The organism is Acidianus brierleyi, assembly GCF_003201835.2.
Taxonomy (GTDB): Archaea; Thermoproteota; Thermoprotei_A; order Sulfolobales; family Sulfolobaceae; genus Aramenus; species Aramenus brierleyi.
Window position 1 is genome coordinate 1,865,654 of sequence record NZ_CP029289.2, and the last position, 20,204, is coordinate 1,885,857.

The following is a 20,204-nucleotide window of genomic DNA, read 5'->3' on the forward strand; positions in this document are numbered from 1 at the left end:
TTTATGCCAGAAAGCTGGTTTATGTTGGTAATAAAATTTTACTTTATAAACAAATTTAACTAAGGAAAAAGTTATGGAGGGAAAGAAGTTATTTTTTTTGAAATGGCTTTACCGTCTGAGGACTCCTTATACGTCTTATACTAATCCTAGTACTGTGCAAATATGTGGTAATCCTTCTGCAATTACAAATGATTGGCAGCCTTGTGGGATCAATAATGCAGTATTAATTGTACTTAAGCAGGAACACAAGCCATTATGCATAAATCTTACAATACATTTCAGTTGTTATTTCGCAACAGGATTTAGACATACTGGGGATGTAAAAACTAATATAGGGATTTATTCTGGGTCTTTTTACGGTCAGATTGAGTTCGGAAATTACTTTCTCGGTGCATATTCTGGTGTATGGCCTTTTGAGGGATTTCAGTGTATATTACTTAATTATCTCACGGTTATGTTTTCCCACTGGCTTTTTGCGATGTTGGCTTAGGAGTTCTAACATCATGTAGTCATTTAGTACTTAAAACTAGGTGTGCTTGGGATTCAGTAAAGGGCTTTAATTATTTGCTAAGTATACATATTAATTGTTGTTGTCAGATTTACATCGAGCTGTACAAAGAATGTAATGGAAAGTATATTCCAGTAAAGTTACCTTATATAACTCCTGAATACGCAAAGTTTTATCCTTGCCCTTGCAAACCTGTAGCGAAATTTGAAGGAAATTATAATGAGACGAAATGGGGATATACGAGATGCTACATGTGTGTTCTAAAATCTATCTCTTGTGTTGTTCCATTCGGAGAAATAAAGGCTGCTGTAAAAGTTGTAGGCTATGCAAGTTGTGGTTTCTGTCCGGTAGAATATCCTTATGATCCCTTAGGAGTCGCAGTAGAAATAATGTGGGGAACATCAGTCTACGTCTCCGGCATTCAAATAGCAAATTAAATATACGTAAATTATTTCTTGTTTTTAGCTCTTCTAATAAGCAAAAATTCTTATATAGTACTTTAATTTTATTCATTGTTTTATACTTATCATTAGCTAATAATTGATAAAAGACAATTATTCTATTGTATACTATTGTAGTCATAAGTTTTTACATTCTTCTACTGACGAGATCTCTCCTTTAATTAGTTTAGTTGCGCATTCTAACCCTCTGTGAGTTAGCTGATAAGTAGTAGAACCTCTAGTAGGGTGTAACGTCAATAGCCCTCTTTTGATCAGTTCTTTAATACACCTCCTTACATCTCCTCTTAAATGACCTGGAAACCTCCTCAATACTGCTTCTAAAGGGACGTGAGCAGATAATGAACCGTTGGTGGCATCAAAAACAGCTACTAATATTGCATTAAGTGTCTCGATACTGCATTTAGCCATTTTCTGCCAGAATCACTTTATTCATAACAAGATTTATAAGTTTTTATCAGAAAGTGATAATTATGGAAAGTAAACAAGCAGAGAAAGGAGTAGTTTTCGTAAGCAAGGTTTCCGTAACTAAAAGTAAGAAAAACGGTAAGGAGTATATTACTTATAGGATAACCATTCCTATGGAGAAGGCTAAGGAATTGGAGTTAAACGACGGGGATTATTTGTTAGTAAAGGCTAAGAAGGCTAAGTGGTATCACCTCTTAAATTGGGAGGAAATGAAGAACGTTTACAACATGTTACCGGAAGAAATAAAAAGGGAAGTTGATGAACTGAATCATAAATAAGGTTTCAACATATCTCTTGTTAGAAATATTATAGCCTTAGGAAAATCGGTCTCCCTATTAAGGTCAGCTTTGTCGGATAAGTCTAAAAATTTGTTTCTAGCTTCCTCATCATCGTTTGCTACTGCCATTATTCTAGGTGGTGTACCACCTATAATTAGATATTTATCAACAAGCTTCTCCAACTCATCTATGGGTAACGATAGTCCAGGGTAGATTTCTATTGTAGGTTTCATACTATACCTCTGGATGGGAATGATCTTTGAGCTCGGCGTTAGGATGGGTATACTCAGCTCTCTGCCAAGGAGTTCATCGTTCCCACTATTGATTCGGGTTTGCATCTCTCATTTGGTGAGCAGTAGGGCTGAATCCTTTTTCACGTTAATAGAAATCTTTTTATATCTGTTTATAACAAATTTTTGTTGATAAATAATGATCTCTCACACCGATGTGGGCTATGCCCAAAAGGGTGGGAGTGATTGCAGAGATGTGAGCCCCGTGCCGTTGGGCTCGAAGGAGTCCCATGACCCACCTACAGTAAGTGGGTGGTTGAGGGCTAAGTCCCTACACTCTATCATGAATTATCATAAAATGATTGAAATGAAAGTGTAGGGACAAACGGTAGCCAGAAAGTCCCTCAAGAGGGGACTTTCATCCAAATTACGTCTAGTCCCTTTGAGACGTCGCTAGTTGCTCCTCCCTCACTTCCATTAAGCCCTCAATCGAGCCGGGAAGCTTCCGGTATAAAAACTTTTCCTTAAAAATTGAGCATAGTCCACACTACTTATGCAATAAAACCTGCTTTACTCATTAGCGTTAAACTGCTTATTATTAGTACAATTAATTTATCTTTTGATACGTCTATTCCTGCAACTGGGGGCTCAATGTATACTCACCCTTATGTTTTATTCGGGCTTTAAGCCCAACTTCCGGTCCGAATTGGAGGCGGCCAAGCTCCCCATCGGGCTTTAAGCCCAAGGAGCGTCACGGCCTACACCCCAGTCAGATCTGTATTACACAGATCTGACTAATATGTTTTATATAAGGAGCATCGTTAGCGTCTCTAAAAGAAATTAGGAAAAAGAAGTATTTAAATATAAGGGGGTTATCCATCCCTTGACGAGGCTTTCCGCCCCCTTAACCTATATAGATTAATTAGTTGGGGAGAGTAATACTCTCCAACTGGGAAACATGGTCGACCCCTTGACTGAAGCAAAGTCTTCGAACGGGGGCGTGACAAACCCCCTACCATCGGACTGAACATTGTGATAATATGCACGGATATGTGATAAAGAGGTAGGGATCCTAGGAATAGACATATCAAAAGATCATGTGACGAGTGAGGGGAGGGTCTACACAACAAGAAGGGTTATGAAGAAATACTAAAAGTGAAACTAAACACAATAGTGGTCGAACCGACAGGAGCATCAATAAAACCATGTCAATACTTCAAGGAAAAAGGGATCAAGATACTACAAGTAAGCCAAAACTATGGAAGGAGAAGGACTTGAGAGGAAAACAGATTTTTACTACAAAAACTAGTAAACATGGCAAACAAGGCAAAGGAGTACAACTACAACCCATTGAAAGAACTAGTAACACTATACGTCTTCCTAAAAGTTGAAAGTAAAGTACAAGAACAGGGTAAAAAGAGCATCCTAAGTGACGAGGAAAAATAAGCAAGGAAATTGAAGAATTCTCTAAAGGAAACTTCAAAATACAATTATACAACTTGGAACAAAGATCGTACTTGAAGAAATCGAAGTATTATCTAAAGCACTACTGGAAACAAGCGAGAAAATAAAAGAAGTAGAGAAAATGATACAATTACAGTCTGAAAATCACGTTCTACTAACTATACCGGGAATAGGAAAACTTTCTGGATAATAATAGGCATTGTTGGAGACATTAAACGCTTTCCTAACCCTGAGTCCTTCGTATCTGCGGTTTAGACCCAATGAGAGGAGCGGTAAAGCTACTGTAAGGGAATATCGAAGAAGGGTAATAAGTACTTGCGCAGCTTGTTCTCCTCGCTGAGATGAATTACTCTCGTAATCCTACATTACTAGAATTTTACGAGAACCATAAGGAAAAGTTGAAGGGAAAGAAGTTGTCTGCTTTAGCCAGGAAATTGAGGATAGTTTGGAGTGTTTGGTATAATAATAAGCCTTATGAGCCTAAGTGACCATAAATCGCCACGTGGATTGAAAGGTACACGTGGCAATCTTAGTTGACATTATGCTTGAAGTTCAACCGAAATATTTATTACTGAACGCCCCTTTTTGTAAAGGTAAAAACGTATCATTAACCTTAACAAAAGGTACCTCTATTCTCGCGAGACATTATCAACTCTCTACATACTTGATGGAAACTAAAATGTCGTAAGTCCCTTTCTTGTAACCCTTCTTCTCCATGATCCTATCAATCTCTTCTTCAGCCTCAGCCACAATCCTCCTATCATAATCTATTGCGTAGTATTTCCTCACAACCTTGATGGCAGTAGTCATGCTCTCAAATTAAATATGAACTTGCAGGGCTATAACTTTGTCTACTATACTACGCTCTATTATTTTACGATACTGGATATTAAATAGATGTGTTAAACATCTAAATTAAAGCACGAAACATAGTTTTGCTCACGATAAAAGGAAAAGTGACGTTATAAAAATGATAATTCAGAATACAAAAGCTATAATAATTGGTTTTAATCTAAAAGCTTCAGTATAGTAGAAATTTAATTTTATCAAATTTTAAAAAATAAAAATATCAGATAATAGATAAAATATGATGGTAAGAAGTTCACAATTTATACAATAAAAGAAGGAAAATTGGTAAAGCGACTCTGGATAATTTTAAGGGTCTAACCTTGGACTAAATTGGTACACATGAAATTATACTAACTTTTAGTGTATAATAATAAAAATAATACTCTAACGAAGAGATGTTAAATTAGTCGTCTTAATTTCGACGTTTTAGACATCAAGTTGTCCAAGATCAAATATCTGTAGCATTGCCTTCGTTATCTAAAGCGAGAATGGTGCTCTCATTAATAGGATGATAAAGTTTCGAAAATAAAAAGAGAAATACAGCGTTAGTTTATAGAAATGTAATAAGGTATTAGAGGATATAGGTATTAAAGTATTTAATACTGGCTAGATAAAAAGCTTATTTATTTTAAATATTCAAGAAAAATTATAGAGTTCTTAGATTAATAATTAGAATGAGATTATAGCTAAAGACTGAGTAATCTTATGATAAAATACCATGTAATAGTGCATTCCAACTGTAACTAATACTTCATGTCCAAGAACGTTGTTTAAATTTATCGGAATTGACCAACCAGGGTCAAAAATTATTCCGGACGATGTTATTCTTTCTCCTTTTAAATTCAAGCCTGTTACTTTACAAGCTACAAATATGCCCATAAATGGTTTTTTAGCTATCTTTTCCGTCAAATTTTTGGAAATTCTCATAGAAATAATTTTTACTATATCTACGGTTTCAAAAGAGATGTAATACGCTGATAATAAATTATATAATGGCTCAGGTACTTCTAACTCGGTGTTTATATTCTCTATGTTTTTCCTATCTAATATGAAGAATTGAGCTTTATTTAAATCATAGCTTGATAAAAAAGGTATATAGAATGATACCACCCTTAACGAAGGGCTAGAACTAGCTTTATTAAGCTTATCTATAGCTTCTTTTACAATTCTTAATATATCTTCAGAAGGTTTGCTTGACTTAAGTTGGATTTCCATTTTTATATTATCACCTAGTAGTTTTAAACAATTAATCTTTGAACACCACAAAGTGCAATGCAACCCGGTGCTGTACCAATTCTTACCTCTACTCTTGTCCAAGGTTTTGTACCACTCTTCTGAAGTTGCTCAATTGCACTACCCTCGGCCGGATAATAATTATTATTAGAGTCAATCCAGTGCATATGAAAACCTTCATCCTTTAAATTCTGAGGCATTTTAAAGCCATATTTTTCTGCCACACTAAAAGGGTCTTTTATAAACTCTGCTCTAAGTTGAGGAGATGCTGCAAGTTCTCTATCTAATTCAAATAAGGGTTTAAGATCTAATTTAGCTATTTCTTCGAGTACCTTTTTTGTTCTTTCTAATATTTTTTCTTCTTCTCCCATCTTAATCGCCATAATAAATTATGTAATAAACAGCTTTTTTTTACTCTCAATAAGTATGAAAATTTTTTAGATATGCCTAGTCTAAAATATGCTTAATCTTAACAAAGTTTATTACTAATATTACTTAATTTAACCAATTATTAAATTCCTACTTATTAACATAGAATGCTATTCATTACTAATTAAGATAAGGATAGAATGCCTTAAATATAAAAAATTGTGCTTGTAGTGCCAGATAATAATAAGTTTTCTTTAGCATATGAAAGGAGTTAGATGAATATTTTGACAAGCTAAAATCAATCGTTTTGATGTTATGATATTAAATTACTCGAAATTCCATATACACACCAGTAATATGTTAAAATTTTGTTTCATAGAACTAAAAGAAGAATTTGAAAATCCAGTCACAGTAGGGAGTACCTGAGGAGTTTTCCGAGACTTATTCCAAGCATTGATAGCTTCTTCAAAGACGGTAATTTATTGATTATAGTAGAAGCTAATTTATAAATTTCCTAATAACTACTATTCGTCATGCTAAGTCAATTAGAGAAGTTATTCCTTACGGATCATGTTAGATTCGCATTTGAGATTTACGACTTAAGGTTTGATAAGGAATATACTGAATTTAAGATGACTAGGGAAGGTTATTTAATGATATACAGAAAATTTTATCCACCAAGAATAATTCTTCACGCAGATAAGGAGTGCACTGTGAGGGAATTACTTTCAATATTAAAGAACGAGGAGAGTAAATTTGTTCTATTCATAGAACCAAAATGGTCACGGCTACTAAACTTTCCTAATATGAAAATTTATCCAGAAATATTAATGACTTGTGATAAACCTAACGTGTTCAGAAAAGAAAACGTGAGAAGACTAGGTATTGAAGATAAGGAGGAGATTTTAGCCCTTTATGGTCAAGGTCTGGGTGATGTATTACTCCAATTACTAAGAGACAACAAAACCACTGCATATGGACTGTTTTTAAATAGCCATCTAGTTTCAGCTGCATATACATTGATCGAGCTAGAGAACGTTGCTGTAATAGGAGGAGTCTTAACTAAGGAGGAGTTAAGGAATAGGGGCTTAGCAACTTCAGTCGTATCAACATTGACTAAATACCTTACTAAAAGAGGTAAGGTAGCGTCATTATACGTGAGAGAAGATAATAGTCCCGCAATTCATGTTTATAAGAAAATAGGGTTTAAAGAATATTGGAAAAGGTTATGGATATCTGTAAATACTGATGAAAAACCATTATAGTACTCACGTTTAAGGTATTTTAATGACTATAAATTGTGAGATATTATAATATTCAGATAGTGTAATACCAAGGTATTCCCATAAAACTACTCGTTGTAGATAATTATAAGGGTTATGATAGGAGGTACTTCTTCTCCACAAACGTTAATGATACTGCAAAGGACATCTTGACTACCTTGGAGAATCGTTGTGATATTGAGATCTTAATTAGGGAATTGAAGACTTTAGGACTGGAGAAGGGTTCTTTCCTCACTTGGTTGAGGAATACTAGTTTCGTGACCTTGAAGACCTTTTCTTTGTTTACGATATTGGTCTTCAAGTATTCCTTAGGTTTGAACCTAGGAGCTAAGAGGCTCTCTAGGCTGATAAAAAGAATTTATCAAAGAGATGGAGGAATCAAATATTTGTTTAAACGGAAGGTAAACATTAGTAATTTCATAAAATTCTTAGCCAGTTCTTCTATGGAAATATAATAGTAACAAAACTTACAAACTTATTGGATTTACTAACGTGAACTAGTATCTGAATATTTAAAGAAAATCTATAATAAGCTTAAATAGATAATAATGGTTAAAGTCACAGATATCGGCAAGGCTGTTGGTTATATTACTGGAGGAAGTGTAGTTTCGGTAATAACTGAGGCTTTTACTCACCTTTCTCCTCTCTATATTTCCCTTACAGTAATTGCGTATCTCCTTACGATCATAGTAATCACTTTCATGCTTATTCGATTTGAGAAAGGATCAGAAATTGACAAAATTAAGGCCGAAATACTAGCAGAAGAAGATAAGACAATACTTGAGATTCTAAACAATAACTGCTTAAACGCTAAAGTAACACAAAAAGATCTCTGCGAAAAATTAAAAGAATATTTAGAGGCTAGAATTAATGCTTTTTCAAACTTGGAGAAGTAAAAGTTTCGTAATAAATTTTTAACATATCCTTTAATATTTTACTAACCTTTACTCCGAATTCAGTCAAAACTATCATGTTATATTTCCTTTCGATTACTCCTAAATCTTCAAGTGACTTTACTTTCTCTTTAACAATTTCTGGAATGTTATCTAAATGAAGTTTCTCTCCAACTTTCCTCTCCAATTCTTCTTCAGATGTCCCATTGTTAGTTATAATGGTTGACATAACTAATGTCATAATTCCATCACTAAATATCTTTGAAGCAGTTTCATGAACGTCCTTCTCCCTATTAAATACGCTTAACATTTTGTAACACCTCACTTATTAGTATATTATATACATAAAGAGACTAAATTCTTTGTACTTGATCTCAACTTCGTTTCATACTGTTTAAATTAGAAACATCTATATACTTGTTAGTGTCTAAAACTTGAAACAAATATTATACTTAGTCAGACCTTAAAGGGCAAGATTTATATTTGATAAGTAATACTAGCTTGTTATGCTGAAGTCTAGCATGCATGGAATAAGGCTTAACAAGAAGCAAGAGGAAGAGAGGAGGATTAACGCGGTAAAAGACGTGAGGAACGGAATGAGTATAAGGGAAGTGGCGAAGAAGTACGATGTTTCCATCTTCACCATGTACAAGTGGTTGAGGAGGGAGGATTTGAGCGCTAAGCCTAGGAAGGGATCTACGAAGCTGAAGGATAAGGAAAAGCTCGTCCAAATCTTAGAAAAGAGTTCAAGAGATTTCGGGTTAAACTACGACTTCTGGACCTTGAAGCTCATAGCCTACTTGAGAAGGAATTTGGGATAAAATATAACCCGAGGAGTTTAAGCCCAGTCCTCAAGAAGTTGGGCTTCAAGTACAAGAAGGGTAAGAGGACCTACGTTAGAGATGAAAAAGCAATAGAAGGATAAAGGAACAAGGGGAGAGGCTTTTAAAAAATAAGGGAAGGGTACAAGATACATGTCTTCGACGAGTCGTACGTGTTCTACATAAACAAGGGTAAAGGTTGGATGAAGGTAGGAGGAGGAATAAATGTTAATCCAAAGAGGAAGATTGCAGTAGTGGGAGGGATAACGATCAGTAAGGAGGGAATAACTTTCTTCTAAACCTATAAGAAGCCTTAACTCAAAAGATATCATACTTGGGAAAGGTGGTAAAGGACGAGAAGATCGTGATAATAATGGACAACGCTAGAATTCACGGTAATGAAGTGAGGGAATTCCTTGAGGAAAATAATGTGGAGTTTATCTACCTACCGTCTTACTCTCCAGACAAGAGCCCAGCTGAGGGACCTTGGGCAGTCCTCAAGAAAAAGCTTTACTCAAAATCTACACGGACTTCGAGACCTTAACATGGGACGCAAAGAGGTTCTTGCGCTCCATATCTAAGAGAGTAAATGACCTCATATACAGTGTGAATAGATGCGGTGAACCTTGGACGTTAATACTGAATGAAGTTACCTTGCCCTTTAAAGTCTGACTAAGTATATTTTCCAGTTAAATTTCCTTAAAATCCATGCAGCATTTCACATGTTTCTCTTTTGTTTAAACAATTTTCTAATATATCAATTTTCTAAACTTAAATATAATGTGCAATATTGGCTGAACTACTTCTATAATACTTTGTATATATCATAAAAATATACTTTCTTATACCTTAAAGTACAAGGTTACATAATAAGCTAATAATCTGCAATCAACCATATTATATAATAGTTTCCTTGGCCTTTAGAGTATAAGGAAATATAACTCTTAAGTTCTTATTTTGTTTTATCATAGCTTATCAACTTATAAATGATTATATTTAACGAAAATGAGGCTAGACCTACTACTATAAAGATAACATAATATAAATCAAGTTTTATCAAAAAAGCAAGAAAAGTAGACGCTAATGATGAAAACATTACATCTATCAGTTGAGACAATGCTGAAAGTTTCGTATTGAAACGTAATAACCTCATCATTATTTCTTCAGACGCTGGTGCTCTTAAATAAGCAGTAGCATTGGCTAACAATATTAATGATAAGAAAATAAATATAGAAACGCTGTAAAATAAAGATAAGATTAAAAACATAATAAACTCTATTATTGAAGTAATCAGAAATAATTTGTTACTTATCTTATATCCTATATACAGAAATACAAAAAGAGGAATCTGAAATAACGCCAGATAAAGGCTAATTTTCTGTGAGGAATAAGTTAAAAATACTGAGAGAAGAATTAAAGGTATATAACTAGTTATTAAAGTTCTTCTTAAAGTTGAGAAAAATTTTACTGGAAATATAATTTTTCCTATAGATTTTAAATTACGATAAAAATCCTTTAAACTTTCTTTAGGTTCTTCATATTTGATTTTAAATGATATTATTGCATTTAAAATTAGAACTAAAATTAGCGCACTCAGTATTATATTTATATTTTCAAACGAACTTAGATAAAATAATCCAATACCTACTATATTCAATATAGCCGTTAATGCCATTAGTGTCGAATAGTCCTTTCTTATAAAATCCTTTTGAATTATTATTACAGATGAAAATATAGAATTAGATATACCCATTATAATTGCTATCAAAAGAAAACCATAAATATTTCTAAAAAATAGCAGAAAAAATCCAATTAAGATCTCCAATATAGTAGTAATAACTATATTCCTAACAATAGAGAAGAATATTAGTATTATATAAGAGACTAATTGAACTATCATACTTAAGGTTAATATTAAACCTATCTGAAAGCTCTCTAGTCCGGAAACTTTCATTAATGCTATATATGCGAAACTCATGAATCCTACAAAAAGTGAAAAAATCGATCTAAACAATATGACATATTGTTTTTGATGCAATATTATCCACTATATTTCTTCATTATATTTACATAGTTATATACAAATTCTTCTGTATATTCGTTAGTATATTTAAGGAAAGGTTTAAGATACTTCTCATAGAATTCCTCAAAGCTTAGTTTCTTAGCAAGTTCGTCCATTTGATCATAGCTCATATTATAATAATAGCTAGTTGGATCTTTTATCTTAGCCTCTTTAAAAGCCCTCTTTCTGGATCTGCAAGGTACACAAATTCCGCAATGTATCTTTCCAGAGACTATACAACTCCACGTTTTAGAAAAATCTATTCCTAATTTATTACCCATTTTTATTACATCACTTTTAGTAATCTCAGAAAAAGGAGCTACTATCTTAATTCTAAGAAGCTGTTGAAGTTTATCTATTATGTCTTTTTTATTATTCCACTCGCCTTTTAACCAACCTACAAACAGAGTATCAAAATCTGGATATGCTGAGAGTGTAGCAAGAATCTCAATTAAAAATTGGTATTTTATTAGATAATTCATTGTTGATATGGGAGGTAAATCAAAAGATTTAATATATGACGAAAAATCAATAATTTTAAGTTCAATACCAAGATTTTTTGTTAAATCTTTAACTAATTCCATTTCTTTATGTTGAGGTGCATAATCATAGTTAATAGAAACTCCATATAGTTGATATTTTTCTTTCAGATAATATGCTAAAACTGTAGAATCTATTCCTCCTGTTAACTGAATTATTACCTCATTATCCATTTTTATTACCAAATGGTTCTTTGGCTGGCATATAATACGCTATATGTTCTAATGAATCTATTCTTTTATTGTTCCTTATTACGTTAAAATCGCTTTTAGTATACTTGAAGATCATAATTTCATCAAATGGTAGTCTTCTGTTGCTATAACTTCTGTACTCCCTAATAGCTTCCTCGTAATATAGTTTGCCATCTACTCCTTTTTGCAATTGGTTATATAGCCCTAATATTGTATTATCTTTCTGAGTTAAATATACTGCATAGCCTGGAGAATTTAGGAGCTTAAACTGCTCATCTATAAATCCCCAAACCTTAGTTTTAGCGATTCTTATACCATTAATATTTCTAAGTATAGTTTTCTGATATCCTTGAAAAATTGTTTCTCCGTCCTCATTTAATGTTAGATATGTTACGTCTACGTCTAAAGGAAGACCCTCTAGAGTTCCCGTAATACTGCTAATATTAAATGAACCATGATATGCTCTTGAGAAAGTAGAATAAAGGCAGCAACTAGAAGAACCTCCACTACCTGCTTGTACTTCATATTTAGGTACTGTTTCCCACTCAAAAAACAATGTTGAGATGTTTGTCTTAATATCATAAGATCCAAGAGAAAATCCTCTATATATATCATCATTTAAAGTGAAATCTAAAATAAATACCGTATCTATTTTTGTCATATCGCTTTTATGATAGTACCTTTCAAAAAAGTCTTTAAATTGTTTATCTTTAATCTCGTTCTCTTCTATTATAACCTTAATATCTTTAAATTTTAACTTTATATCATATAATAAACTAGATGTTTTTCCTAATATTTTATTTTCCACTTCCATACTTTATCACTAAAATTATTAAATTAAACAGCTTTTTTTTTTAACTATAAATGAATGTTAAAAATTTTTAAGAAGGCTATATTTGATAGATCATGAAAATTAATAAATTTCATAAAAATCCTAACTTGTATTGAATATTTTCTAAGTATTGTAATGATAAAAGAGGATATAAAATATTCAATAGCTTTATATAGATCAATATTTACATTTAAGTCCACTATTTTCAGTAGTATTCCTCTAAACGATCTTTTATAAAATATATAATATTGATACTAAATTGATCGTCACTTGTAAACGCATAATAAAAATTAGTTATGAGCATGCATTATACTAGATAAACTTTAATCCCATTTTAGTAAAACATTAAAGTAAGAGCCACCGTAGCTCAGCTGGCAGAGCGCCGGCCTTGTAAGGCTATTACCAAGGTAGCCGGCGGTCGCGGGTTCAAATCCCGCCGGTGGCTTAAAAAGAATCTAAATATTTCTTTAGAGCTTCTCTAATTATCTCACTTCTGGATATTCTTTTATTAGCTGCATACAAGTCTAATTTCAAGAGTAAATCTTCTTCTGCTTTGAATGTGATTACTCTCATAATTATCAGTATTACCTTCTCAAAAAAGTATATATTAAGAATTATTTGACAAATGTAAATGGAGGGATAACCGAAACTAATATCCAAGATCCGAAATTATTTTTTCTACCATTTCCTTTACTATGCTTATGTCATTTTCGTCATTTAAGAATCCCCTTATTATTAATCCTTCTGCAGTTTTTCTATCAAAACCTCTGTTTTGTAAGTAAAAGACTAGATCTTCATCTACTCTAGATACAGCGGCGGAATGCTTAGCAGTTATCACTCTGCCAGTCTTTACCTCGAGCATAGGAGCAACTATAGCTTTGGATTCTTTCCCTAGCATTATAGCTCTACCTATAATAGATGTAGAGGAATCATGTGCTGTCTCTCCGACTTTAGCGTCTCCTCTAATTACTGTTAATGAAGTATTAGCTGCTACTGCCTTCATACTTCCAGTGCTTACACTCTTTTCTCCTATATGCGTTACGTCACTTACAATATCGATATTGTTATCCTTTACTCCCAACGCTTTAACATTAAATGACGCATTAGAATAAGATCCTAATATTGATTTATATTCTATATGAGCTTGAGAAGACCCAGAAGCAAATATAGATGAGTTTATAGAACCATCTACTTCAGCTTTAGCATAAACAAAAGAGTAAGAAGAATTACCTTTAACTATAGTAGAAAAATTAACAGTAGCGTCTTTACCTACTTTTAAATATATTGTTGAGCTTGGCATAGACTTACCAAACGATTCAGAATAATATACTATATCTGTTATATCATCATTTACATTTATCTCAATATTTATAGGAGAATAGAGTTCTTGATCAGTATAATGGTAAATAAAATATTTTCCTGGTCTGTCTATGATAATTTTTTTAGCTAGAGCTAAATTTAGGGCAACCAGTTTATGCTCTTTGGGATCTATTCCAGAGTTTTTAGGTGAATCAAGAACTTCTGTGCCTTCTACTATATTATTTGCAATAGAAATTAATTTATAATCTTTGAGTGGAGAATCAAGATTTTTCTTTGAGCCATAGTCAATTTTTAGATCTAAATTATCGAATAAGTCCCAATCAGTATAATGTTTTATTGTAGGAGAATCATGAATTAATTGATAGGGAATTTCTTCATAAATTGAAAAAAGTTTTTCTCTATCTGATACATTGCCTAATTTTTGGATATAGTTAATTGCTGAATCTTTATCTACTATAGCCATTTTATGCTACAGCCCCTAACTTGTCAAGTTCTAATTTAATAACCTTATTCAGCATTGTAGCATATTCAAATGGCAGTTCTCTCATTATGTCATCAATGAAACCTAAAACTAGCATTGATGTTGCTTCTTTTTCATTTATTCCTCTGTTCATTAAATAAAATAATTGATCCTCACTCATTCTGAAAGTATGTGCCTCGTGGGCTACATCTGCATCGTCTTCAAACACTTGATTATGAGGGAAAGTATAGGCTTTTGTTTTCTCGTCTAACATTAATGAATCACATTTTACAAACGCTTTTGAACCTGTAGCACCCTTGTTAACCTTAACTAGTCCTCTATATATGTTAACCCCACCGTTGAATCCTATGTTTTTGTTTATTATTTTACTCTTTGTATTAGGTGCTGCATGAATCATCTTAGAACCGCTATCTTTCCATTCGCCTTCTCCAGAAGCCATAGTTACTACAAGACTAGTAGAGGTAGCATTTCTTCCTCTAAGTATAGTCGTAGGATATACAAAGCTATACTTAGATCCTAATGATCCTTCTACCCACTCTATCATAGAATTCTCGTCTGCCCATGCTCTTTTATTATTGAAATTAATCACATTCTTACTCCAATTCTGTATAGTAGTGAATTTAATGTGAGCGTTTTTCTTTGCATATAGTTCAACCATTCCATCATGGAAAGAGAATTTCTTAAATTGAGGTGCGCTACATCCTTCTATAAAATGAATATAAGAACCTTCATCTGCAACTACTAAAGTATGTTCAAATTGGCCTTCCATTTCTGTACCTATAACAAAGAATCCTTCTACTGGAGTAGTTATTTTGACTCCTTTAGGCACATAAACAAAGACTCCACCACTCCATAAAGCTCCGTGCAAGGCTGCAAATTTATGATCGGAAGCAGGGAATATCTTCATAAAATACTGTTTTATTAAATCTGGATATTTCTGAACGGCTTCGTCTGGTGGCATCATTATGACCCCCTTTTTAGTTAGTTCCTCCTTTACATTAGAATAGATGGGCTCGGATTCTAATACTGCGACCAATCCTCCAAGATATTTTTTCTCAGAGTCTGGTATTCCTAGTTCATCATAATAGTTCTTGACGTCTTTTGGTATTTCGTCCCAACTATTTGTTTGCTGTATTCCAGGTTTGACATATAATTCCAATTTAGAGACATCTAATGTTCCTAAGAAGTCAGGTAACCAATTAGGAGTGGGAATTTTCTCGAAAAGTTCTAACGCTTTTAGTCTTAACTGTAACATCCAATTAGGCTCCTTTTTCATCTTTGAAATTTCTTCTATAGTGCTCTTAGATAGACCTGCATTAACTATTTGCCTGTGAAACTCCATTTCACTCAATTTCTCATGCTTTGCCTGTATAGAAGCGTTGAGAATTTCATTTATATCCAATGAAAGTTTTTCCTCAGTCATTTTAAAACCTCTATCTTTAACTATGTTAAAGAAAACATATAAACCTATCTATCTTAAGGAAAATTAATTCTTGATTACACTTTCGTATCCTTTTTCATCTATCAGCTTAGCTAAACTCATATTGCCTGTAGCTACTATTTTTCCTCTGTATAGTACGTGCACCTTATCCGCATTCACATAATCTAAAATTCTTCTATAATGAGTTATAATAAGATACGCAGTATTCATTTCGTTCTTCATTTTGTCCACTATGTCAGAAATTATCCTCAAACCGTCTACATCAACACCAGAATCTGGTTCATCAAGAATTGCAAATTTAGGTTTCAGTATTAGCATTTGTAAAATTTCAGTTCTCTTTTTTTCACCTCCACTAAAACCTTCAAATACTCCTCTATTTAATAGAGTTTCAGATATTCCTACAGATTTTGTAAAATCTTTAACTTTTTGAAAGATTTCAGTTGCCATTTGTCCTGAACCTTGAACTCTATTATACTCTGCTACTAAAAGTGTTGAGAGCTTTACTCCCCCTATTTCTATAGGATTCTGGAAAGCTAGGAATAAACCCTTCTTTACTTTTTCATCTGTATCTATGTTTGTTATATCTTCGTTATCTAAAAGTATCTTACCTTTTGTTATTTTATACTTAGGGTGTCCCATTATTGCTAGTGATAATGTCGTTTTACCACTGCCATTAGGTCCCATTAAAGCATGTATTTCTCCACTATGAATTTCAAGGTTTATTCCTTTTAGAACTTCTTTACCTTCCACTTCAACATGAAGATCTTCAATTTTTAAAGTGGACATTTTATCTCATCTCATGTTTTAGTTTTATGCGGTTAAGTTTCTTTCTATCCATGGCATATCTTCCAAAAATAATGTGCAAGAGGAATTATCTAATGCTGACTCTAAAGACGCTATTAAATCTTGTAAATAATTAAATAGTAATGGATATTTTTTATCGTCCAATGTAGATATATTGTATTTAACTTGCTTTATTAACATGATTCCATTTGAAACTCTTTTTATACTTGGAAATAGAACTGTCATAACGACTTCATCAAGCAAATCATTTACCTTTTGTAAAGTATCTTTAATTACTCCTTTCTCTGTTTCTGTTAATTCCTCACTTTTTATTAATTTTGTTAATTTATCTATTAAATTCCCAGTATTTAGTAAAAGTATAGAATTCATCACAATAAAGAAATTTTTAGTTATATTCTTTGATGTATCATACTTTATGCTCATTACACGTCTCAATAGCATAAAATATATTCTCCTAAGGTCCTCATTATTGTTTAAATTATCTTTTATAGGTTCGTTAGTTATATATGCAACTATATCATCGACTTTTTTTGAAATTACATTTAGCATCCGTCTTAATAATGATTCTAAACCTACTTTTTCAGAATCTAGGAGACATTCAACTTTTATTCTACCGTCTGATGCTTCAGTTACTTCTGAACCTACCATCTGTTTGGTAACGTCTATTATATCTTCTATGTCTTTCTGCATTAAAGGTTTTTTAGATTCAAAAACTATTTCATCATATCCTAGAGAATATAAGCATGGTATAATACTCGGCATTGGTTGTTTTAGTGAATCTACGTCTATTTTTATAGATTTTTTATTAATAATTAATTTTACTTTTTCTGCAAGTAATTTCAAAGATCCGTCATCAGAAACTTCTATCAGAATTTTATCTCCTGGCTTTATACTCCACTTATTTATCCATTTTTTTGGTAAAGTAATAAATAAAGATGAAGAACCTAACTTTTGAACTTTCCTAGTTTCAATATCTTTGGAACTATCAAACTCTTCCAAAGCTTTCACATATATCTTTTCTTAAACGGCGTTTATAAATATGTTGCAAAATGTTAATAACACTTTTTAAAATAAGTTTTTAAACCCTTATGTTTTGCTTAGTACTATTTTTACAAATCCTTTACGATTAATTACCTTTACATCGTAATTCTGATATTTTTCTGGAATTTTTATTCTTAGTGTATATTTCCTCTGTTTCTTATCTTGACACGAAAAATCAAGATGATTTTTCTCTATCTTTACATAAACCGTAGAGTAGTTTATGAACGGCACGTCTATAATATAATATAAAGATCCTCCTTCTTCATATCTTGTATAAAGCGGAATCATTCCTTCTATCTCTTTTTCTGCCTCATTTATAGTGTTCTCTATTTCCTCTTCCTCTTCATCCATAAGCTGTCTTATCATTTCGTATAAGTCTTTAAATGCTGGCATAGTTATCACGTATATGTCATAGGCTTTCCAACAGAATATGAAGGAAGTTCTTTCTTTGTTTGTTCCATTAAGCCTTTTATTTTTTCTCTTATTTCTTCTGCTTCTTGTAATAGAGAACTCACATCCACTTTAAAACCTATATATTTAGAAAGGACATCTAACGCAACTGCAGAGGCTTCCGGATCCGGTAGATCTAGAAATGACTCTATAGCTATAACAAAATTATCTATACCAGCCTTTGATGATTCTAAGAGTATTGGAGCATATGGGCCAGCTATATATCCATCTCCAAATTTCTGCATAATGCCTATTTTTTCCAATTCCTGTGATAAATCAGAATTGCTTGATATCCAATATGCTGTGGGTTTTTCTATATCTAGCCTATTTTGAATAGGAAGCCCAGTTATAGAAATAATTTTACTAATAGAATATTTACTAGCATATTGCACTATAAATTTTGCTAAAGGATATATAGAAGATGAAGGCAGTGCAGTCCATGAATGAAAGACTATTATGTTAGGGTTCTCAGAGTAATAAAGTCTTAAAGGAGATTTAGCTATTCCGTTTGTAACATGCATTATTGGAGGAATATATTTAGTAGAATATAATTCTCCAAATTCCTTTAAACTAAATTTTTCTATAAGGAACTCAGTACTAATTGCTCCAACTAATCCAGCGTCAGGAAGACCAATAACCATATACGAGGGTTTAGAAATTCTTGGAAGCGAAAACTCTTTTACTTCAAACTCAGATTGCATTATTCTCCCCTTATCTTTTCACTATATTTTTCTGAAGTTAATAATTTTTCCTTTCCTTCATCAGTTGTAATCTTTAATTTGAAAATCCAACCCTTACCGTATGGATCTTTATTTATAAGTTCTGGATGTTCTGTTAGATCTTCGTTAATTTCAATAATTTTACCTGAAAGAGGCGCATAAATATCTGCTGCGGCTTTAACAGACTCTATTACTGCCACACTATCTCCAAGTTTAACTTCTTTACCTAATTCTGGCAAATCTACTCCAACTATGTCTCTTAATTTTTTCTGAGCATAATCAGTTATCCCTATAATCGCCTCGTCGCCAGAGATCTTTACCCATTCATCAGTTTCTGTATAATATCTATCTGTTAGAATTTCGTACTTGCCAACTTTTATGCTCATTATAGTTTCACCAGAGGAAAATCTGAAAACTTAATAGAATATTTTTTGTTCCTTATTTCAACATCTGCTGAATATCCTAAAACAAAGTTTTTAGACTTTATATATCCCATTCCTATTGATCTTGAGAGATAAGGGGAATAAGTGGAACTAGTAACATATCCTATATCTACATCAAGAATCTTTATCCTTTGACCAGATCTTGGTAGGGCTCTCTCTCCTTTACTTAACTTAAACCCTATTCTAAATTTATCGACACCATGCTTTAAATAATTAATAATCATCTCTTTTCCTATAAAATCCTTATCTAAAGAGAACACCCAATATCTAGCTTCTATAGGATTTATATCCTCATTGATATCCTCGCCATATAAAACAAATCCCATTTCTTGTCTTAGACTATCTCTTGCTATAAGCCCTGCTGGAAAAACTCCTTTATTATATAATTTTTCTATTATTTTCTTTGCACTATCAGGTTTAGCCCAAACTTCTATACCATCCTCTCCAGTCCAGCCTGATCTACTTAATAAGAATACATCTTCTCCTAAGAAATGAGTATTCAGCCTAAACTGTAAATTATTTAAATCAACTTTTTCAAGACGTTCCCAAATTCTTCTTCCTTGTATAGCTAGCATAACGTAATTTAATGTTAGATCTTCTACGTCTAATGAGGAGTTATTTTTTATCCATTTTATTACCTTCTCCCTATTTAGAGCATTAGTTACTATAAGAAATTCATTTTCTGATACTTTATATGTCATAACATCGTCTATGAATCCACCTTTATCATTAAGAAAAGCTGTAGGCCCTATCATGTATCCGGGTTCCTTTTTGCTAAGAGATTTAGCTACTAATCTCTCTATTTCTTCAATTTTTCCATTTATTCTTAATCTTCCCATATGAGATAAATCAAAAAATGCAACGTCTTGCCTTACTTTCATATGTTCTTCTTGATACGAAGAATATTCCATCGGCATTTCCCATCCTGCAAATTCTCCAAAATTAGCTCCCAATTTTTCTTCTATATCTTGAACTGGACTACGAAACATTATTATTCCACTTAATACTGGTTGTTTGTTAAGGAAT

24 protein-coding genes, 1 tRNA gene and 3 pseudogenes are annotated in these 20,204 nt (G+C 32.5%); 10 read left to right on the top strand and 18 right to left on the bottom strand.

The annotated features are described in order from the left end of the window. Positions 1 to 97 precede the first annotated feature (97 nt). Together DFR85_RS26155 and DFR85_RS26160 are read left to right on the top strand one after the other, a co-directional pair. A complete protein-coding gene (locus DFR85_RS26155) occupies positions 98 to 490 on the top strand; it encodes a hypothetical protein (protein WP_110270812.1) in 393 nt (130 codons plus the stop codon). Positions 491 to 564: 74 nt separating this feature from the next. Beyond that, complete coding sequence (locus tag DFR85_RS26160) at positions 565 to 945, top strand: hypothetical protein (RefSeq protein ID WP_110270813.1); 381 nt, start codon at positions 565 to 567, stop codon at positions 943 to 945. A 141-nt stretch (positions 946 to 1,086) separates the two neighbouring features. On the opposite strand, the gene DFR85_RS26165 is transcribed toward DFR85_RS26160, so the two are convergent. Next, positions 1,087 to 1,377: a hypothetical protein gene (locus DFR85_RS26165; protein WP_168367190.1), complete on the bottom strand. Its 291-nt coding sequence runs from the start codon at positions 1,375 to 1,377 to the stop codon at positions 1,087 to 1,089. A gap of 62 nt (positions 1,378 to 1,439) precedes the next feature. Here DFR85_RS26165 and DFR85_RS26170 point away from each other — a divergent pair, with 62 nt between their 5' ends. Beyond that, a complete protein-coding gene (locus DFR85_RS26170) occupies positions 1,440 to 1,712 on the top strand; it encodes a hypothetical protein (RefSeq protein WP_110270815.1) in 273 nt (90 codons plus the stop codon). Here DFR85_RS26170 and DFR85_RS26175 read toward each other — a convergent pair. Further along, on the bottom strand, positions 1,703 to 1,945 hold the full coding sequence (locus DFR85_RS26175; protein ID WP_246252865.1) for a hypothetical protein: 243 nt from the start codon (positions 1,943 to 1,945) through the stop codon (positions 1,703 to 1,705). The genes DFR85_RS26170 and DFR85_RS26175 overlap by 10 nt on opposite strands. 196 nt (positions 1,946 to 2,141) lie before the next feature. On the opposite strand from DFR85_RS26175, the gene DFR85_RS31945 reads away from it, so the two are divergent. Together DFR85_RS31945 and DFR85_RS26180 are read left to right on the top strand one after the other, a co-directional pair. Further along, the gene (locus DFR85_RS31945; protein ID WP_110270816.1) at positions 2,142 to 2,321 is read left to right on the top strand and encodes a hypothetical protein; all 180 of its coding nucleotides are present in this window, start codon (positions 2,142 to 2,144) and stop codon (positions 2,319 to 2,321) included. Between the two features lie 579 nt (positions 2,322 to 2,900). Beyond that, positions 2,901 to 3,894, top strand: a pseudogene (locus DFR85_RS26180) (transposase). 160 nt (positions 3,895 to 4,054) lie between these two features. On the opposite strand, the gene DFR85_RS26185 reads toward DFR85_RS26180, so the two are convergent. From DFR85_RS26185 to DFR85_RS26195, 3 genes are all read right to left on the bottom strand, one after another. After that, on the bottom strand, positions 4,055 to 4,216 hold the full coding sequence (locus DFR85_RS26185; protein WP_168367191.1) for a hypothetical protein: 162 nt from the start codon (positions 4,214 to 4,216) through the stop codon (positions 4,055 to 4,057). Positions 4,217 to 4,924: 708 nt separating this feature from the next. After that, positions 4,925 to 5,470: a hypothetical protein gene (locus DFR85_RS26190; RefSeq protein ID WP_168367192.1), complete on the bottom strand. Its 546-nt coding sequence runs from the start codon at positions 5,468 to 5,470 to the stop codon at positions 4,925 to 4,927. A 23-nt stretch (positions 5,471 to 5,493) separates the two neighbouring features. Further along, positions 5,494 to 5,859: a hypothetical protein gene (locus DFR85_RS26195; protein ID WP_246252866.1), complete on the bottom strand. Its 366-nt coding sequence runs from the start codon at positions 5,857 to 5,859 to the stop codon at positions 5,494 to 5,496. Positions 5,860 to 6,390: 531 nt separating this feature from the next. Between DFR85_RS26195 and DFR85_RS26200 the strand changes: the two genes are divergently transcribed. The 3 genes and pseudogenes from DFR85_RS26200 (at position 6,391) to DFR85_RS26210 (ending at position 8,036) form a co-directional block, all read left to right on the top strand. Further along, on the top strand, positions 6,391 to 7,122 hold the full coding sequence (locus tag DFR85_RS26200) for a GNAT family N-acetyltransferase (protein WP_110270818.1): 732 nt from the start codon (positions 6,391 to 6,393) through the stop codon (positions 7,120 to 7,122). A gap of 65 nt (positions 7,123 to 7,187) precedes the next feature. Beyond that, positions 7,188 to 7,595 (top strand): annotated as a pseudogene (locus DFR85_RS26205) (hypothetical protein); the annotation flags it as partial. A 93-nt stretch (positions 7,596 to 7,688) separates the two neighbouring features. Further along, complete coding sequence (locus tag DFR85_RS26210; protein ID WP_110270819.1) at positions 7,689 to 8,036, top strand: hypothetical protein; 348 nt, start codon at positions 7,689 to 7,691, stop codon at positions 8,034 to 8,036. Here DFR85_RS26210 and DFR85_RS26215 read toward each other — a convergent pair. Continuing rightward, on the bottom strand, positions 8,008 to 8,343 hold the full coding sequence (locus DFR85_RS26215; RefSeq protein ID WP_110270820.1) for a hypothetical protein: 336 nt from the start codon (positions 8,341 to 8,343) through the stop codon (positions 8,008 to 8,010). The genes DFR85_RS26210 and DFR85_RS26215 overlap by 29 nt on opposite strands. 196 nt (positions 8,344 to 8,539) lie before the next feature. Here DFR85_RS26215 and DFR85_RS26220 point away from each other — a divergent pair. Further along, positions 8,540 to 9,526 (top strand): annotated as a pseudogene (locus DFR85_RS26220) (IS630 family transposase). 280 nt (positions 9,527 to 9,806) lie between these two features. Here the strand turns inward: DFR85_RS26220 and DFR85_RS26225 are convergent. Genes DFR85_RS26225 through DFR85_RS26235 form a run of 3 tightly spaced genes read right to left on the bottom strand, consistent with a single transcriptional unit; the run spans position 9,807 to position 12,461 of the window. Continuing rightward, complete coding sequence (locus tag DFR85_RS26225; protein WP_246252867.1) at positions 9,807 to 10,892, bottom strand: hypothetical protein; 1,086 nt, start codon at positions 10,890 to 10,892, stop codon at positions 9,807 to 9,809. Positions 10,893 to 10,894: 2 nt separating this feature from the next. Beyond that, entirely contained in the window at positions 10,895 to 11,629 is a 735-nt protein-coding gene (locus DFR85_RS26230; RefSeq protein ID WP_110271865.1) for a 7-cyano-7-deazaguanine synthase, read from the bottom strand. After that, positions 11,622 to 12,461 carry a hypothetical protein gene (locus tag DFR85_RS26235; protein ID WP_110270822.1) on the bottom strand — a complete coding sequence of 280 codons (840 nt, stop codon included), beginning with the start codon at positions 12,459 to 12,461 and terminating at the stop codon, positions 11,622 to 11,624. Before DFR85_RS26235 ends, DFR85_RS26230 begins: the two co-directional genes overlap by 8 nt. Before the next feature lie 374 nt (positions 12,462 to 12,835). Here DFR85_RS26235 and DFR85_RS26240 point away from each other — a divergent pair. After that, a tRNA-Thr gene (locus tag DFR85_RS26240) sits at positions 12,836 to 12,924 on the top strand. On the opposite strand, the gene ccr1 is transcribed toward DFR85_RS26240, so the two are convergent. The 9 genes from ccr1 to gcvT form a co-directional block, all read right to left on the bottom strand. Continuing rightward, positions 12,924 to 13,052 carry an aCcr1 family cell cycle regulator gene (gene ccr1 / locus DFR85_RS26245; protein WP_110270823.1) on the bottom strand — a complete coding sequence of 43 codons (129 nt, stop codon included), beginning with the start codon at positions 13,050 to 13,052 and terminating at the stop codon, positions 12,924 to 12,926. The two genes, DFR85_RS26240 and ccr1, sit on opposite strands and share 1 nt — an antisense overlap. Positions 13,053 to 13,128: 76 nt before the next feature. Next, positions 13,129 to 14,262 (bottom strand): SufB/SufD family protein, encoded by a 1,134-nt coding sequence (locus DFR85_RS26250; protein ID WP_168367193.1) that lies wholly within the window; start codon positions 14,260 to 14,262, stop codon positions 13,129 to 13,131. A gap of 1 nt (position 14,263) precedes the next feature. Then, positions 14,264 to 15,703, bottom strand: a complete 1,440-nt coding sequence (sufB, locus tag DFR85_RS26255) for a Fe-S cluster assembly protein SufB (RefSeq protein ID WP_110270825.1) — start codon at positions 15,701 to 15,703, stop codon at positions 14,264 to 14,266. Between the two features lie 63 nt (positions 15,704 to 15,766). Then, on the bottom strand, positions 15,767 to 16,507 hold the full coding sequence (sufC, locus tag DFR85_RS26260; RefSeq protein WP_168367194.1) for a Fe-S cluster assembly ATPase SufC: 741 nt from the start codon (positions 16,505 to 16,507) through the stop codon (positions 15,767 to 15,769). A gap of 24 nt (positions 16,508 to 16,531) precedes the next feature. Beyond that, complete coding sequence (locus DFR85_RS26265) at positions 16,532 to 17,524, bottom strand: AbrB/MazE/SpoVT family DNA-binding domain-containing protein (protein ID WP_168367244.1); 993 nt, start codon at positions 17,522 to 17,524, stop codon at positions 16,532 to 16,534. A gap of 87 nt (positions 17,525 to 17,611) precedes the next feature. Continuing rightward, on the bottom strand, positions 17,612 to 17,959 hold the full coding sequence (locus DFR85_RS26270; RefSeq protein ID WP_162582763.1) for a hypothetical protein: 348 nt from the start codon (positions 17,957 to 17,959) through the stop codon (positions 17,612 to 17,614). A gap of 5 nt (positions 17,960 to 17,964) precedes the next feature. After that, positions 17,965 to 18,717, bottom strand: a complete 753-nt coding sequence (locus DFR85_RS26275; protein WP_110270828.1) for a proteasome assembly chaperone family protein — start codon at positions 18,715 to 18,717, stop codon at positions 17,965 to 17,967. Continuing rightward, positions 18,717 to 19,124, bottom strand: a complete 408-nt coding sequence (gene gcvH / locus DFR85_RS26280; protein WP_110270829.1) for a glycine cleavage system protein GcvH — start codon at positions 19,122 to 19,124, stop codon at positions 18,717 to 18,719. The genes DFR85_RS26275 and gcvH overlap by 1 nt, the downstream gene beginning before the upstream one ends. After that, positions 19,121 to 20,167 carry a glycine cleavage system aminomethyltransferase GcvT gene (gcvT, locus tag DFR85_RS26285; protein WP_110271867.1) on the bottom strand — a complete coding sequence of 349 codons (1,047 nt, stop codon included), beginning with the start codon at positions 20,165 to 20,167 and terminating at the stop codon, positions 19,121 to 19,123. Before gcvT ends, gcvH begins: the two co-directional genes overlap by 4 nt. Between the last annotated feature and the right edge of the window lie 37 nt (positions 20,168 to 20,204).

Coding starts and splice junctions, on each gene's coding strand:
- DFR85_RS26200 (WP_110270818.1), top strand. CDS start 6,391: ATGCTAAGTCAATTAGAGAAGTTATTCCTTACGGATCATGTTAGATTC.
- DFR85_RS26165 (WP_168367190.1), bottom strand. CDS start 1,377: ATGGCTAAATGCAGTATCGAGACACTTAATGCAATATTAGTAGCTGTT.
- DFR85_RS26275 (WP_110270828.1), bottom strand. CDS start 18,717: ATGCAATCTGAGTTTGAAGTAAAAGAGTTTTCGCTTCCAAGAATTTCT.
- DFR85_RS26195 (WP_246252866.1), bottom strand. CDS start 5,859: ATGGGAGAAGAAGAAAAAATATTAGAAAGAACAAAAAAGGTACTCGAA.
- DFR85_RS26185 (WP_168367191.1), bottom strand. CDS start 4,216: ATGACTACTGCCATCAAGGTTGTGAGGAAATACTACGCAATAGATTAT.
- DFR85_RS26215 (WP_110270820.1), bottom strand. CDS start 8,343: ATGTTAAGCGTATTTAATAGGGAGAAGGACGTTCATGAAACTGCTTCA.
- DFR85_RS26235 (WP_110270822.1), bottom strand. CDS start 12,461: ATGGAAGTGGAAAATAAAATATTAGGAAAAACATCTAGTTTATTATAT.
- DFR85_RS26175 (WP_246252865.1), bottom strand. CDS start 1,945: ATGAAACCTACAATAGAAATCTACCCTGGACTATCGTTACCCATAGAT.
- sufC (WP_168367194.1), bottom strand. CDS start 16,507: ATGTCCACTTTAAAAATTGAAGATCTTCATGTTGAAGTGGAAGGTAAA.
- ccr1 (WP_110270823.1), bottom strand. CDS start 13,052: ATGAGAGTAATCACATTCAAAGCAGAAGAAGATTTACTCTTGAAATTA.
- DFR85_RS26250 (WP_168367193.1), bottom strand. CDS start 14,262: ATGGCTATAGTAGATAAAGATTCAGCAATTAACTATATCCAAAAATTA.
- DFR85_RS26170 (WP_110270815.1), top strand. CDS start 1,440: ATGGAAAGTAAACAAGCAGAGAAAGGAGTAGTTTTCGTAAGCAAGGTT.
- sufB (WP_110270825.1), bottom strand. CDS start 15,703: ATGACTGAGGAAAAACTTTCATTGGATATAAATGAAATTCTCAACGCT.
- gcvT (WP_110271867.1), bottom strand. CDS start 20,167: ATGTTTCGTAGTCCAGTTCAAGATATAGAAGAAAAATTGGGAGCTAAT.
- DFR85_RS26190 (WP_168367192.1), bottom strand. CDS start 5,470: ATGGAAATCCAACTTAAGTCAAGCAAACCTTCTGAAGATATATTAAGA.
- DFR85_RS26270 (WP_162582763.1), bottom strand. CDS start 17,959: ATGCCAGCATTTAAAGACTTATACGAAATGATAAGACAGCTTATGGAT.
- DFR85_RS31945 (WP_110270816.1), top strand. CDS start 2,142: ATGATCTCTCACACCGATGTGGGCTATGCCCAAAAGGGTGGGAGTGAT.
- DFR85_RS26230 (WP_110271865.1), bottom strand. CDS start 11,629: ATGGATAATGAGGTAATAATTCAGTTAACAGGAGGAATAGATTCTACA.
- DFR85_RS26210 (WP_110270819.1), top strand. CDS start 7,689: ATGGTTAAAGTCACAGATATCGGCAAGGCTGTTGGTTATATTACTGGA.